Source organism: Photobacterium nomapromontoriensis (assembly GCF_050336815.1).
Taxonomy (GTDB): domain Bacteria; phylum Pseudomonadota; class Gammaproteobacteria; order Enterobacterales; family Vibrionaceae; genus Photobacterium; species Photobacterium nomapromontoriensis.
The window spans coordinates 154559-170661 of the sequence record NZ_JAKJSL010000018.1 but is presented as its reverse complement, the minus strand read 5'-3'; the positions used below and the strand labels follow the sequence as shown (position 1 = coordinate 170661).

The 16103-nt window shown below is 44.3% G+C and carries 10 protein-coding genes; 4 read left to right on the top strand and 6 right to left on the bottom strand.

What is annotated here, in order from left to right; all coding sequences use genetic code 11:
• The 4 genes from L4D12_RS04935 to gnd all read left to right on the top strand — a co-directional run bounded on the left by L4D12_RS04935 (window position 1) and on the right by gnd (window position 5483).
• Entirely contained in the window at window positions 1-1593 is a 1593-nt protein-coding gene (locus L4D12_RS04935) for an ABC transporter ATP-binding protein (RefSeq protein ID WP_428446707.1), read from the top strand.
• Window positions 1594-1805: 212 nt separating this feature from the next.
• Complete coding sequence (zwf, locus tag L4D12_RS04930; protein ID WP_428446706.1) at window positions 1806-3305, top strand: glucose-6-phosphate dehydrogenase; 1500 nt, start codon at window positions 1806-1808, stop codon at window positions 3303-3305.
• Window positions 3302-4024, top strand: coding sequence for a 6-phosphogluconolactonase (gene pgl / locus L4D12_RS04925; protein WP_428446705.1), 723 nt, complete (start codon window positions 3302-3304; stop codon window positions 4022-4024). Before zwf ends, pgl begins: the two co-directional genes overlap by 4 nt.
• Before the next feature lie 10 nt (window positions 4025-4034).
• Window positions 4035-5483, top strand: coding sequence for a decarboxylating NADP(+)-dependent phosphogluconate dehydrogenase (gene gnd / locus L4D12_RS04920; protein WP_428446704.1), 1449 nt, complete (start codon window positions 4035-4037; stop codon window positions 5481-5483).
• Window positions 5484-5634: 151 nt separating this feature from the next.
• On the opposite strand, the gene L4D12_RS04915 is transcribed toward gnd, so the two are convergent.
• The 6 genes from L4D12_RS04915 to L4D12_RS04890 all read right to left on the bottom strand — a co-directional run bounded on the left by L4D12_RS04915 (window position 5635) and on the right by L4D12_RS04890 (window position 15971).
• Window positions 5635-8118 (bottom strand): hybrid sensor histidine kinase/response regulator, encoded by a 2484-nt coding sequence (locus tag L4D12_RS04915; RefSeq protein ID WP_428446703.1) that lies wholly within the window; start codon window positions 8116-8118, stop codon window positions 5635-5637.
• 294 nt (window positions 8119-8412) lie between these two features.
• Window positions 8413-8853, bottom strand: coding sequence for a DUF2846 domain-containing protein (locus L4D12_RS04910; RefSeq protein ID WP_428446702.1), 441 nt, complete (start codon window positions 8851-8853; stop codon window positions 8413-8415).
• Between the two features lie 90 nt (window positions 8854-8943).
• Entirely contained in the window at window positions 8944-10740 is a 1797-nt protein-coding gene (locus tag L4D12_RS04905) for a reverse transcriptase family protein (protein ID WP_428446701.1), read from the bottom strand.
• A complete protein-coding gene (locus L4D12_RS04900; protein WP_428446700.1) occupies window positions 10733-11179 on the bottom strand; it encodes a hypothetical protein in 447 nt (148 codons plus the stop codon). Before L4D12_RS04900 ends, L4D12_RS04905 begins: the two co-directional genes overlap by 8 nt.
• Entirely contained in the window at window positions 11176-12819 is a 1644-nt protein-coding gene (locus L4D12_RS04895) for a hypothetical protein (protein WP_428446699.1), read from the bottom strand. The genes L4D12_RS04900 and L4D12_RS04895 overlap by 4 nt, the downstream gene beginning before the upstream one ends.
• A gap of 2 nt (window positions 12820-12821) precedes the next feature.
• Entirely contained in the window at window positions 12822-15971 is a 3150-nt protein-coding gene (locus tag L4D12_RS04890) for a hypothetical protein (RefSeq protein ID WP_428446698.1), read from the bottom strand.
• Window positions 15972-16103 lie beyond the last annotated feature (132 nt).

Here is a 16103-nt window from a genome sequence, read left to right as displayed (position 1 = left end):
ATGAGCAAACCAATTTTAACAATCGAAAAACTGTCGATAGGCTTTCAGAGTGGCTCTGCAGTACACCAAGTGACTCAAGAGGTCAGTTTGTCCATCCGTCAGGGGGAAACTCTGGCGCTGGTGGGGGAGAGTGGTTCCGGTAAATCGGTGACGGCCAATGCCATTCTACGGTTGTTACCTAAATCTTCAACGCGGTATCTTGGCGGCCACATCCTGTATGACGGTATTGATATGATGCGGTGCAGTGATCGGGAGATGAGGCGTATGCGAGGAGACCGTATCGGCATGATCTTTCAAGAGCCGATGATGTCGCTCAATCCGCTTCATAAAATTGGTCGTCAATTATGCGAAGTGTTGGCTATCCACCGTGGAACGCGCCAGCGTGAGGCTGAAAAGCGGGCATTGGAGTGGCTGAAAAAAGTCGGATTACGCGAACCTGAAAAGCGGCTTGAATCTTATCCTCATGAATTGTCGGGTGGAGAGCGCCAACGAGTCATGATTGCGATGGCATTAATTAATGAACCTGAGCTGTTGATTGCCGATGAACCAACAACAGCGTTGGATGTTTCAGTACAAGCGCAAATCTTGGATTTACTGAAAGCGCTACAGCAGGAGCTGGGCATGGCCATGCTGTTTATCACCCATGATTTGAGTATTGTGCATAAAATTGCCGATCGTGTGGCGGTGATGCAGCTAGGACAGCTAGTCGAAACCAATACGAAAGATGAAATCTTTAATCATCCGCAGGACCCGTACACTGTTAAGTTGATTAACTCCAATCCTTCTGGTCAGCCTGTCCCTGTTGATGTAAACGCTACACCTATGTTTGAGATCGAAAACCTCAGGGTGTGGTTCCCCATTAAAGGGGGATTGCTTAAGCGAGTGAAAGATCATATCAAAGCAGTCACTGATGTGAGCTTTCTGCTGCGTACCGGACACAGTGTCGGTTTGGTTGGGGAGAGTGGGTCGGGCAAGTCGACGATAGGTATGGCGATCCTTAAGCTTCTCGACAGTGAGGGAGTGATCAAATTTGAAGGTTTCGATATTTCACAACTAGGTCGCAAAGCAATGCTGCCGTATCGCAGCCAACTTCAAGTTGTATTTCAAGACCCGTTCTCAGCCCTTAACCCTCGTATGTCCGTTGCGCAGATTATTGGCGAGGGGTTAACCGTCCACCGGCACTATTCGCAGGAAGAGCAGGATCAGATCATCTGTAATGCGATGCGAGAGGTGGAGCTTGATCCTGACACCCGGCACCGTTATCCCAATGAGTTTTCTGGCGGGCAACGGCAGCGTATCGCTATTGCCCGTGCTTTAGTGCTAAAGCCTGCGTTTATTTTACTTGATGAACCGACATCATCGCTTGATAGAACCGTACAATTTCAGGTGTTAACCCTACTGAAATCGTTACAGCAAAAATATGGGTTAAGCTACTTATTTATTAGTCATGATCTGAGTGTAGTGAAGTCGCTTTGCCATTATACCCTTGTACTTAGAGAGGGGCAGGTTGTGGAGCAAGGGGAAACCGATAGCCTGTTTCGGTCACCAGAGCAAGCCTATACACAGCGCTTAGTTTCACTATCAGCGGTTTAACTAAAATGCAACAGTGCGCATCTTCTGAATAGAACATCCTCACTCTTAATTGAGCATAAATCCTACTTTTGACTAAAATTTCAGCAAGAACGGTTTTTCCTATTGGTTTTATAGGTAAAACCTGCTGTTAGTTTTTGTTCTTGGTGATAACATCGCGACACTAATAAAATGAATAGCTTGTTCTGACGGCGTCAGGCGAGTGGGAAAGCATTATGGTTAAGCCTGAAAATAATTGTATCGTCATCTTCGGGGCATCGGGTGATTTGACCCATCGCAAGTTGATCCCTGCCTTTTACCATCTCTTTGCCAATGGCTTATTGTCTGAAGAGTTTGCCATTCTCGGGGTAAGTCGAACGCACTTCTCGGATGAAGAATTCCAGCAAAAGCTGAAAGAGTCATTAACGGCAAATGAAAAAACTGACCCGCAGACATTAGAGGCATTCTGTCAACGTTTGCATTATCAAGCGATTGATACTAAAGATGTCAACGATTACGCTAAGTTGAAAGCCCGTCTTGATGACATTGAACAGATTTATCAGACCAATGGTAATACCACGTTCTATTTGGCTACGCCGCCAAGCCTTTACAGTGTTATCCCAGAGTGCCTTGCTGCATACGGCTTAAATAGCGAAGCCTGTGGTTGGAAACGGCTGATTGTCGAAAAGCCATTCGGTTATGATTTGGCAACCGCCGAGCAGCTTGATGCTGATCTACATAACCACTTCCAAGAACATCAGATTTACCGCATTGATCACTACCTCGGTAAAGAGACGGTTCAGAACCTGTTAGTGTTCCGTTTTGCCAACGGTCTGTTTGAGCCATTATGGAACCGTAATTTTATTGATTACGTAGAAATCACAGCCGCTGAATCCCTCGGGGTTGAGGAGCGTGGTGGTTACTATGACGGTTCTGGTGCAATGCGCGATATGTTCCAAAATCATTTGCTACAAGTATTAGCAATGGTCGCCATGGAGCCACCAGCGGCTATTAACGCGAACACCATGCGTGATGAAGTCGTTAAGGTGTTTCAAAGCCTACAGCCACTATCTGAAAATGATCTTAAACACAACTTAGTGCTTGGCCAGTACACCGAGTCAGATGTACGCGGCAGTCACTTAGCGGGTTACCGCGAAGAATCGGGTGTCGCCCAAGATTCACGCACAGAAACTTATGTCGGTTTGAAGATGTTTATCGATAACTGGCGTTGGAATGGTGTACCTTTTTATGTTCGTACGGGTAAGCGTTTACCAACCCGTGTCACCGAAGTGGTTATTCACTTCAAGAAAACTCCACATCCCGTGTTTGGCGCTAGCGCACCAGAAAATAAGCTTGTAATTCGAATTCAACCCGATGAAGGTATCCTGATGAGTTTCGGTTTGAAAAAGCCGGGTGCAGGCTTTGAAGCGAAAGAAGTGACCATGGACTTTCATTATGAAAGTCTGGAAGAAACCCATATGCTGACCGCTTATGAGCGTTTGTTGCTGGATTCAATGAAAGGCGATGCAACCTTGTTTGCCCGTACTGATGCAGTGAAGGCGTGTTGGAGTTTTGTTCAACCTATTTTGGACTACAAAGAAGATCCTGAGCACCTTTATGGCTATGCCGCTGGTACGTGGGGGCCGAAAGAAGCTGATGAGCTTCTGTCTCGTGATAACCGTGAATGGCGATATCCGTGTAAAAACCTAGCCAGTACGGATTATTGCGAACTATGAATAAGATGAACTACCACGTATTTGACAGTTCAGAGCTGGTGGTTGAAGCGCTGGCAAAATCATTGCTTGAGTACAGCCAGCAAGGTCAACCTGTTCATATCTCGCTCTCGGGAGGCAGTACGCCGTCACAGCTGTTTGTATATTTAGCCAATTCAGCCTATGCGACGGATATTCAATGGGCAAACCTGCACTTTTGGTGGGGGGATGAACGTTGTGTTGCTCCTGAACATGAACAAAGTAACTATGGTCAGGCTAAAGCATTGTTATTTGATCATATAGAGATCCCTGCTGAAAATATTCACCGTATTCGCGGTGAAGAATTTGCCGCGATGGAAGTGTCTCGCTTTACTCAGGAAATGTGTGATTTGATCCCAATGCAGGATGGTGTGCCTGTGTTTGATTGGATCATGCTCGGTATGGGCACAGATGGTCATACTGCATCGTTGTTCCCGGGTCAGACTGATTATCAAACCACGGCGATTGCAACGATTGCCGCGCATCCGGAAACACGTCAGATCCGTGTATCAAAAACGGCGCACCTGTTGGCGAATGCTAAACGTATTACCTATTTGGTCCTTGGCGCAAGCAAGGCATCAATATTGAAGGACATTGCCGAGCAAATGCCTGCGGCAGAACAATATCCAGCTGCGAAAGTCTGTGCCAAACATGGCATTACTGAGTGGTATCTAGATTCAGAAGCAGCTTCAGAGCTGGCATAAGGAGAAGTAAATGAAAGCTGATATCGGTGTTATCGGATTAGCAGTAATGGGTCAGAACCTGATCCTGAATATGAATGATAACGGTTTTAACGTTGTTGCCTTTAACCGTACCGTCGAGAAAGTCGACGAGTTCCTCAATGGCCCAGCAAAAGGCACAAACATTGTCGGTGCAACTTCTCTTCAGAACTTGGTAGACCAATTGGAAAGCCCACGCAAAATCATGCTGATGGTGCGTGCTGGTGATGTGGTGGATCAGTTCATTGACAGCCTTGTTCCATTGCTAGATGAAGGCGATATCATCATTGATGGTGGTAATACGAATTACCCTGATACTAACCGCCGTGTTGCTGCGCTACGTGAAAAAGGTATTCGCTTTGTCGGTGCCGGTGTTTCAGGTGGTGAAGAAGGTGCACGTTTCGGACCGTCGATCATGCCAGGTGGTGATCCTGAAGCATGGCCATATGTGAAGCCGATTTTCCAAGCGATTGCAGCGAAAACCGAAGATGGTGAAGCGTGTTGTGATTGGGTAGGCAATGAAGGCGCTGGCCACTTTGTGAAGATGGTTCACAATGGTATCGAATACGGTGATATGCAGCTGATCAGTGAAGCATATCATTTCATGAAAGAGGGTCTTGGACTGTCTGCTGACGAGATGCAGGCTATTTTCACTGAATGGGACAAGACTGAGCTTAATAGTTATTTGGTTGAGATCACCGCTGATATCCTTGGTTATAAGGACGAAGACGGTGAAGCACTGGTTGAGAAAATTCTTGATACTGCGGGTCAAAAAGGTACCGGTAAGTGGACAGGTATCAATGCCCTTGATCATGGTATCCCATTGACGCTAATCACTGACGCTGTATTTGCTCGTTGCCTTTCTTCACTGAAAGATCAGCGTATAGAAGCCGAGAAACTGTTCAATAACCCAATCACCGCAATTGAAGGTGATAAGGCTGAGTGGGTTGATGCGCTGCGTCAGGCACTGCTTGCGTCTAAGATCATTTCTTACGCTCAGGGCTTTATGTTAATCCGTGAAGCGTCTGAAGAAAACAACTGGGCACTGAATTACGGTAACGTGGCGCTAATGTGGCGTGGTGGCTGTATCATCCGTAGTGCGTTCCTAGGTAACATCCGTGATGCATTTGAAGCCAACCCTGAACTGGCTTTCCTTGGTCTAGATACTTACTTCAAAAACATTCTTGAGCAGTGTCTGCCTGCATGGCGTAAGGTTGTAGCAAAATCGTTTGAAACGGGTCTACCAATGCCATGCATGTCATCAGCACTGACTTTCCTTAACGGTTACACAACTGCTCGCTTGCCTGCCAATATGCTTCAGGCACAGCGTGATTACTTTGGTGCGCATACTTATGAGCGTACTGATAAGCCACGCGGTGAGTTCTTCCACACTAACTGGACCGGTAAGGGTGGTGATATTTCATCAACCACTTATGATGTATAACATCACTATTGACTGACTGATACATTAAAAGCGCGGATATTATATCCGCGCTTTTTTAGTTCAAGTATATAAATAAAACACGACGCTTTGTATTATCAATAGCTTCCTGCGTCAGATTACGGTGAGTGTAGTGGTCAAATTTAGTTGACAACTACATGATATGCTCGCTTTCACAAACAGCATGTTTTTCTAATTTTTCTATTAACACTTCACGGCGAAACGGTTTGGGTAAGTAATCATTCATTCCTGAGTCAAAACAACGTTGAATATCATCATCGAGAATGGACGCAGTGAGAGCAATAATGTGCGTCTCATTGAGTTTTTCTTCGTGTTCAAATTTTCGAATTTCAGTGGTCGCTTCAAAGCCATCCATAATCGGCATCATGCAATCCATTAAGATTAAACGTGTTTTATTATGGTGTTGTCTGAAAAGTTCAAGCGCTTCAGCACCATTATTTGCTATCTCATATTGGAAACCGAGTTTCTTAAGGTTAATTGATACAACTTTTTGGTTAATAATATTGTCTTCAACCACTAATACCATGTTGTTAGAGTTTGAAGATAGTGTTGTGCCTGTTGTAAAAAGTTCATCGCTGCTTGACTCTTGATCCGTTTCGCTTGTTTCTGCATTGTATGCTTTTGCCGATTTAATGAGCGCATCTAACCGACTACCAAGCAGCGGCAGCGTGATGTAACCTGAAATGATGTCACCATAATCAAATTTATCGGCATTGTTAGGGCGTGATAGTAGAAGGGGGAGATTAGGGTATTGCTGGTGGACCGTCTCGACCTGACTATCAAAATAGGGGACATCAAGAATAAGCACAGCATGCGGGTTACTTGTTGTATCACTATTTAAGTTTTGGCGGATTTCTTCTGGTGAGGATATGAGTGAAACAGGGTAGTTCATCGTCTTTAAATTTTGAAGTAATAAGCTATCTAGTTTGGGGGTACAATATATGACGGACTTAGGTTCACCTTTGCGCACTTTTCTCTCAGGGTCTTCGGAAAGACGAATTGTGAAGTAGAACTCACAGCCTTGGCCTTTCTCTGACCTAATTTGAATTTCACCCCCCATCATTTTTATCATTTTAGATGAAATCGCTAATCCGAGCCCAGTGCCGCCATATGTTGTCGAGGTGCTATTACTCTCTTGCTTAAACTCTTCAAACACTTGGTCATGCTTGCTGCTGTCAATACCGATTCCGGTATCTTTGACAGCAAAGTAGAAATCAAAACTTTGTTCATCTTGTTGAACACGATTAAGCGTAAAAGTGACGGAACCGGTTTGAGTAAATTTGATGGCATTCGAGGCAAGATTCATCATGACTTGACGGATTTTCTGTTCATCAGCACGCACATAATCAGGAATGTCAGCGTCCATGTTAATCCGTAAATCAACGTTCTTTTGCTGCGCTTTCGGGGCGATAAGTGCGGCCGTATCGTATAGAATTTCACGAATATCGCAGGTATGAGTGTTTACTTCCAAGTGACCAGATTCAATTTTAGAAAGGTCGAGGACATCGTTAATCAACATCAGCAATGTTTGTGATGATGAGTTTATGGTGGTGAGGTAATCTTTTTGAATAGCTGTTAACTTGGAGTCGGCCAGTATTTCAGTCATACCAATAATACCATTCAGCGGAGTACGTATTTCATGAGACATATTGGCCAAGAAAGAGCTCTTTGCGCGGTTGGCTTTGGTGGCTTTTTCTTTGGAAGCGAGCAGTGCAGATTCCAAATTCGAAACTGAACGAATGACAAAAAAGAGTACAGCTAGAATAGAAAACCCAAGTAAGCTAGCTAATAGGTTGTGATAAAACATATAAGCAGAAAGCTTACTTTCTATCAATTTAGGCATATCGTCGTAGAGTGCTTCTAAGTTAGTTTCAACGCGATGAATAGTTGAGCGTAACTTACCCAGTTGCCCTTCATTATGGCTATAGCCAACTGTTTCAAAGTCATTTTTGAGTTGAGAGTAATGGTCTGAGAATAGTGAGAACTTTGTGGCGAGCAGAGGGTTATCAGGATGGGTATTAACTTGTTGCTGAAGCGCTTGTAAGGCGGTATTTATCTTTGGGATAAGCGCTGTCTCAAAATCTTTGAAAAAAGAGATAAGTAGAGATTGCAGATCGATTAACTGGTTCGTTAACCGTTCATCATTTGTGATAAAAGCGACGCGTTCAAACTCTAATGTAGATTGTTTGAGATCATCAATCGCCCCTTTGTTCTGGCTGTCGCCATGGATAAGGTAAACCGTCTCGGTTAAGCGATTGAATTGTGCAAGGTAAGCATCGATAGCAGAAAGGGTTTCTTTGTAATCAAAATCGGTGGCAAGCGCATATGCTCTCATGCTGTCATTGATAGTGTTCAGACTTGTCTTGATGGCGTTTGCTTCATCCATCATTTTCGTAATGTATTTATCATCTTGGCGAGCAAGAAAATCTTTTTCATGCCTGCGCATCATTAACATTTGCTGAGAGGAGAGAGCGATGTCGAGTTGTAAGAGGTGAAGTGCGTTTTCTTTTTTATCTACCTGATTGTTGGCATAAAAGAAAATGAGGAGAAAAGACATGATAATGCCTGTTCCCCAATAGAGTAGCGTCTGTATTGAATGCGTTTTTTTTGTACTCATTGGAATCGTCCCTGAAACAAAATACATCATTTTTTTTAACTTACTAAGTTATTCGCATTATATGAGTGTTAGAATCTGTTTCGGTAAGTTTTTTTTAAATATGAGAGGTTAGGCAGACGATTCTCCCTGTCTCGTTAGGGGGGATGATATTTCATCAACCACTTATGATGTATCACATCACAATTTACTGATCGATATAAAAAAGCGCAGGTCTGTTACCCGCGCTTTTTATTTTAATCATGAAAGTAATAGATTGCCGATTCAGTCATGGTCTGATTGGTGATTGGTGTCAGGTTACTTCGCTCGTTTGAGCCCAAGGACTGCCTCTTTACCTTTAGTTTCTTCAATTTGTTCGAGGTTAGCGCCTCCGACAAAGAGGCCTAGTTTTATATAATTTCTAATGAAGTAGTTTTTTTCAGGTTCAGTGATAATGGATAAATAATTATCACTAAATTCAGATTCAGTGCTTAATACGTTTTCACCGGCAGGTACAACTTTGTAAAAGTAAACCTGAGGTGCGGATTCACCAATTATTTCGCCATTCACATAAATATCTTTCTTCAGTGCTGCACCAACAACAGAATCACGGTAAATATATAACCCAGATTGCCCTGCTGGTGGAGTCGGGAATGATTTGGCTAAGGCGTCATCTTTACTATCGGCCATGGGTACGGTTGCACATCCACTTAGCATTGAAAGTAAAAATGCAGCGGTTAATAATATTTTTCTCATCATAAAATCCATATAAAAGTGAAAAGTTATTGTGTTATTTTTTAATGTGATAGGTTAGTAGGCGCCTAGCGTTATTGTGTAATTTACATTCCATTAATAAAAGAAGACTTTGATACATATCAGCACAATAATTGTTATCCAAACAATCTGGTTATTGGTGACGTTTCTGCTTGGGGGTTGAGCATCATTTTGCTCTATAGTATCCCAGCCGATATCGCGCTGCATTGGTGGGGTATCAGCCTCTTGGCGGGGGGCTGCTTGTTGCTTGTCAGCCTGTTTTTGATCATTAATTTGTTTTTGAGTCAGTGCCAGTACGGGGACTGGCTTTTCTGCGGGTTGCCACCAGCTATCTCTAGGCACTTCACCCTTGGCCGCTTTAATTCGGAATAAGCGTTTGTTTAGTTCGCTTATTTTGCCTTTGGCGACCGGGATATTATATTGACGTTTGAGGTGAGCCACCTGTTTTTGCAGTGGGATCCCTTTTTCGGGTGCAACCATAGCGACAAAGTTGGCATAACCCGTAAGGCATTGGAATAGCTCTCCCGTCCCCCAGTGTTTGCCTTCCGGCCCATCTAATTCGACTTGGCGAACGGTGGCTCTGAAGCGTTTTAGAGTGGGGCGATCAACCGATAATCCGTCGTTAACCACGATACCAGTCACTGCCTGTTTTTGGTGCTTGCGCATAACGCGTGTTTTATCAGGGTGAAGAATAAATCCTTCATCCGTTACAATGTGTTGACAGCGCCACAATAAGGATTGAATTTTATCGGTGTCATCGCTAGAGAAGGTCAGATCATCTGCATAACGGGTATAGCAAAACCCCAGTTTATGTGCCATGCCTTGCAGACGGGCATCCAGCCGGCGGCACAGGACATTGGTAATTGCAGGACTACAGGGTGAACCTTGGGGTAAGACCCGTTCGCTGCCTGTTATATGCCAAACTTGTCCATCCATTTCGACAGCCTGAGTGTCCGGTTTCGTGGCAAGCAAAGCAAAGGTAACGGCTAGCTCTTCGCTGTATCCTGCTTGCTTAAATAGTCCTTTTACCCGAGGGTAAGAGACAGTTGGGAAGAAGTCTTTTAAGTCGAGATTAATCACAACCTGCTTATTGGTGTGTGGTTTGGCATTACTCACAATACTGCGCCCTGCAATAAAACCGTGAGCAGCATTGTGAATCGGTAATACATTGAGAATATTATCCAGTAACCAGTATTGCGCTCGCTTCATCCGAGGCATTGGGGCTGAAATTAAACGGGTTCCCCCGGTTTTTTTACTCAGGGCAAAATGTTGGTAATGACTCACGCGTGATACGTCTTTTTGATAGCAAAGAAAACGTAGTTCAGCGACTGAAATCCCCATTGCTTCAGCAAGCTGTTTGATACTTTCGAACGCAGGTAAGCCTTGTCTGATAAGCCGTTCTTTGTCGCAAGATTTATGCTGTAGAGCCGCAGTTAGTGCTTTGTCACCAGCCCCTGCATCCCCTAAATAACTAAAAGATTTTTTCTGTTTGTTGTGCCAATTTAGGGCTTTTTCGTAGCGTGCTAAATTGTGGTTTATGCGGGTTTGTTCGCGTTTATCCAGCGCTGATTGTTTGCGCTCTTTGTGTAATGCTAGCAAGGCCTTTTCTGGATCGCGGTATAACTGATCTAAGCGAGTTAATTCACGCAGTTTGGTGAGTAATGAGGTCCGTTTTTCAATAAATTGTTCCGCGATACTGGGCTTTGAACGATCTTTCTGCCAAAAGCCTAAACGGGTCATTTCACTGAGAATGTATTCCTCTTTGCTTGATTGACGAACTCGATCGTATATTTCTTGGCGCGTCAGTTTAGGTGACGGCTCAGGCGGTAGCTCATTGTTATTTGGTTGAGATATCGGATCTGAATTACGCATGACTAAATACCGCCTGTGGCAAGAAGAGTGAACAGAGTGAGGGCGCACTAGTTAGTAACAACGAAAGTTGAAAATGACGGAGTGTGTCAGTCACTCGCTGAGTGCCTGTTAGATAAATACGAGAAGAAAGGGTAGGTAGCGCGGCATCTTCCTTCGAAGAGTTCTTAGTACTGGGGTAATCAACTCGATGCCGCACGTTACCCATATCGCTTATTGACTTCTTTGAAGTCATACCGCAATAGCGATATGGGTGACTGTGCGGCCCAGTTAAGATTTCACCAGTGACGCGTGGGTAGCCTGTAAACCAGAATGGCGATCCACCATTCGCGATGCAAGGTTCTATAGCCGCGCTACCTTGGTGACAAATTGTATTGATTACGTATTGAAATACAAGTTGATAGCCAATATTTAGTGAAGTCAGTCGCGGAATTGCTGTCATTTGAGCAGATCCCCAGCAACATGTAATCGCAAACTTAACATATGCTCGCAAGGACCTTGGCGCAATTGATTTTGATGCCAGAAATGACATTGGCACTGTGCTTTGGTTAAGCGCTGATCATTATCGATGCTGAGGTAAACTTGATGTTCGCGACCATTATCCATCACACTGCCTGAGAGCGCTGTGCCTGCTAGGTTTGTTTCAACCTTGCCGACAGTGATCAAATTCGCCAAAACAAAACTAGCGGCTCTTTTCTCGCGCTCGTTAGTAAAGCGAATATCATCAAGATTGATCGGGGCGTTGTAAAGCTGGCGTAAACGGTAGACATCAAGCTCGATATCATAGAGCACTAGCCCCAACTGGCTGTACTGGGCCAAGGCTGACTTAATCGTGGTGATGTCGATATTAAGACGATGTGCTAGGCTGGTAGCACTTTCAACATGGTTTTCTGCCAGCGCATTATAAATAACCTGTGCGGTAAATTGATCGACGGTTGCTCGCGGCGCAAGAAGATCGAAATTGCCGGCTTTTGACCAATCGTTAGCACTCCAGCCAGACAACCCGAGAGTAAAGGTCAGGTTATCCATGTTGGCGATAAAAAATGACGGCAAGCCATCACCCATTAAGTGCACATCAAAATAATTGGCGATAGGCAGCAAACGCTCAAGGATCAGTAAACGGCGTCGTCCCCAGACACGAATGGTACGTGCAGTGTCACCTTGGTATATTGAGCGGTCAAATTGCAGCACGTCATTCCAGGGTTCCATGACCACACGAATTGGCCGTCCAGGCTCTAATTCAAACCGCATCGAACGGGGCCCGACACGCTCTTTCTTCCGTTTTAACTGAACACAGAGGTTGTGAATATCCATGGGTTGCAGCCGCAACTTAACCATGGGTAAGGTCATCGCAGAGCTGACCTGAAGAAATCCCCGTACCCAGCTTTCAGGTAGATCAATTTTCTTTTCATCGTAGGTCTCTGTGCCAGTTGTCTGAATATTAAACCCGTCAGGATCGATTTTTAGCAATGTTGTCCGGTAGTCGCGTATTTTTTGAAACTCATTATACAAGCCCGTGGAGTAATCAATATTAGTCGTGCCAAATGCCTGATCCGTCACGTTATCAAAGACGTCATAACGACAGGTGAGCTTGCCATAGCTGGATTCATCTTCCGAAAAACATTCGAAAAACACTTGGTCAGGGTGAATAGTGATTACAGGATCCAGTACATACCAGCTATCAATGTCATGTTTGTACAGGTAGTTAAAGTATTGCTGTTGAGCATGATAATAAGGGCCCATGATTGTATTGGCTTCTTTACTCATTACTGCCAATTCTGACCGAATATTGGCGAGTTCTGCTGTAACTTTGCTTGATTGACTGGCAAATTCCGCGAGTAAGCGTGGCTCTTCTTCCGCTAACCAACGTTCATAATCATCTCGATTTTTCGGTTGAAAGCGCATATCAGAGATCACCACATCATGAAGGCATGAGATAGCTTCTCGAAAGCGGCGTTTATCTTTTAACTCACCAACAAAATAGGTCGGTGCACGAGAAAGATCGGGTGCAAAAGACAAGTCAGTCCGTTTGCTGTTTGAACCTACCTGCGATTGTGAGGCATAACGGTAAGAGACTTCCATGTTTATTCCTCAATCCTGCGCGGTACTGTCGTGGCTATTTGGGTTGGGATCGGCGTGATCTGTATCGGCAGATCAAGATCTTTATCATGATGACGCTTGCTCAGATCAAGCATCAATTTTAAGTAGGCACTTTTGTCTTTCTGCACCGAGGTAAGTGAAAGACGAGTCAGAAGGGCACAAGTCATTTCAAGGGTTTGCGGCGAGGTATCGGCATGTTCGTTAATAAATTCCATGACACAGTCTTTCGCGATACGGCCAGTGTTTACCCGTGATAACACGGACAAGAAGTAAGGGTGTAATGCCAATATGACGTTGGTATCGCCAGCAGCATATTGGGGTAATAACTGGCTGACAAATAGTTCAACATTCGCTGATGGGTGCTGGCTGAGTTGGATTAAATACTGCCTGCCGTCAGATTCGTCAAAGTAAGTTTGGATTAACTCTCGTCCATATTGTTGAACAGGCTCTACCACACTGTCACAGATCGCGATGATCTGATCGGGTTGCCAGATATCTTTCGTCATATGTTCACGGCAGAATGCAAAGCCATAGCGCTGGGTATCAGGCCAAGGGCTTTCTAGCACCTGTAAAATGGCATCCATACGCATGAGAAGCGTATCTGGCTGATGACTGAAATAGGTTCTTGCCAGTTTTCTTAGGGAAAGTGTTGGGCTTGAAAGTAATGGAAACCATTGATCAGCCGTTAGCAAGGAAGGTTCCGCGCGACTACTCGCATCAGTATCATCAATATGTTGGCCAAGGTATTCAGCCGCTAATGACTGTGCCATTTGCGAACGAGCACAAGCCAGTAGCCACAGCCCATCAGCTTTGTTGGTGTTAAGGGCGGCATTAAAATGCTTCTGTAGCAATTGAATTAACCCTTGTTGTAATGGCTGCTCAAGTTCACGCTTGTGCAGCTGGTGGATCAGACGGTTAAAAATATCGCTACGAGAAGGCTTATGGGTCGAAATCGCCGTTGCGATGACACTTATTATGGCGGCTCGCTTGGCTTCTCCACATTTAGGGAGCAACTCGATTAGATAGTCTGTTTTTTCTGCAAGCTGTTCAGGAGTGAGCTTTTTCAGTAAAGCGATGCTAAATGCTTGCACGGCCTTAGAGGATGAATGGTGGATCGCATTTAACGTTGATTCTGAAATATAGGTATAACTGACAGGCATTGCATCTAGCAGTTTACAACCCAGCAGACTCGTTGAATAGGATGGACTCAGAATTAAGGGTTCTACGGATTTAATGTCGAGTCGCTTAATCGCATTCTTGCACTGGTTCATGAGCCAATTAAATAGCCACTCATTGTGATCATACAGGTCTGTTTTTACAGAAAGACCATGGTTAGCATTCGTATCTGGATTCACGCATGCGTTGAGTGTCTCTTCTAATAACTGGTCCTGATTAATGAAAGTGAATTTAGTGCTATTAAGAGGGCTGTTTAACCATGCTCTAAGCGCCGAATTATTGATACAGAGCAGTGAAACAAGTAATGATCTGGAACGATTAAAATCACGAATTTTATCCAGTTCAGTAAGGGCAAACTGAATGATGTCATCTGACGGGCTTAAAAATAGCTGACTGATAATATGATCGGGTAATGGCGTATCAGAGCGGCGCGAGTGTAGTTGTTGTAATGCAAACTGCTGTGACGACTCGAAGGGTTTTAATAGTAGCGTAATCAGTGTATCGAACGATAATGCTTGGCAGAACGCCGTATTATCACGTAACGCACGCAGACTAAAATTAGCAACAGGTAGGCAGTCGGTATTGAGTGCAATGTTCAGCAGTGATTCTGGTGCTTTATCCCACAGGTGAGGGAACGCCTCGCCGCGGCCTGTGAACGTCTTATCGGGATCATAAAGCCAGATCCCACGAGAATTATGGCTGTAATTAGGCGCGTTTGAATGCAGTAGGGTATTAAGCGCTGTACAGTGGGCATAACTGTCATAGTGGTGTTTGTTCGATGTGTAACACTTTGACTGTTGATTATAGTGATAGCTATGGCTGCAACGTGGTTCTTTGGCGTTGTTATCGGAATAATGCAGTAATGTTTTCTCTGCCATTGCGGTAAAATGTGGGCTACTAGCAACCCCTAGTTGTTTCAATACCCGAGAAAAACGAGCACTAAAATAGCGGTGAGTGCGTTGGGAGATAGCTAAACGAGCATTGTCCGATGCCAATTCTTTTGCCACATTGAGTCGACCTTGCGCACTGTAATAATAATCCCAACTACGGATAAAATGCGGAGCACTGGTTTCTAATAGAAAATTTATTAGCGGCTGAATATCAGTATCTAGGCGGAACTCACTCATTTTTAGTAAGTAACGCAGTCCTTTGAATACACCAGGTACAAAGGGAATTGCAGGCAAAAGATTTATTAATGTTTGCTTAAGAGCAAGATCAAACCATGATTGTAAATAAGCCTGCTTGAGCAGTGCATTGATGTGTCGTTCTGCCGGAACGTGTTTGTGCTGACTTGCCGCGAGACAAAAATCGTTAACCCGTTGTTCAAGCATGTCTGATGTGAGTAGAGCAGGGACGTGACAGAGTGCTTGATAGCGTTCCTGGCGTTGATTGGGTTCAGTTAATGCGAGAATCACTTCAATCGCCAGATTGGCCATTACCGGATTAGAATCACGAAGGTACGGTATCACTTTTATGATATCGTCAGAAGACCCAACCCGGCCTAGTGTCCATAAGATACTGTAGTCATAACGCCATATGTCACTGCCTAGAAAGCCTGTAATTAAGCTTGCTGCCTCAGGATGTGGTGCTGGTGGCAGCCGCCAGATCTGTCGTGATCGCGCATGATCATATTTTTCGTTTTTGATCCGGTGAAGTAGCTGCTCAGTATGACTTGCATTTGATTGTACAGTATCTGTAACAGGTGCTATATCTTCTGAGTAATAGCCTTTATTACATTTAGCCACGATGACCGAATTGAAGATTTTTTCAGCCTGATCGAAAGAGATAGGGGTTGGTGTTTTGGTGCCTTCTCGCAGATTGCCACCACGGCGACCATAACGAAAATTCACTAGGTATTTATGCCCTGTATTCGCTGTTGTTTCGACGAGATCGACTTCATACACTTTGTCTGAATTGCCCTCCTGAAAGTGCAATTGTGATGTCTTTATCAGCTTCATTACCCTATCTCACACGACTGAATATCACCCTCTACTATAACATAGAGCAGAGGGTGAATTGCATGAGTAAATGCAGATTTAGCTGTGACTTCACAGAAACCCGTTGGATATAACTAGCTGAAAATAAGGAAA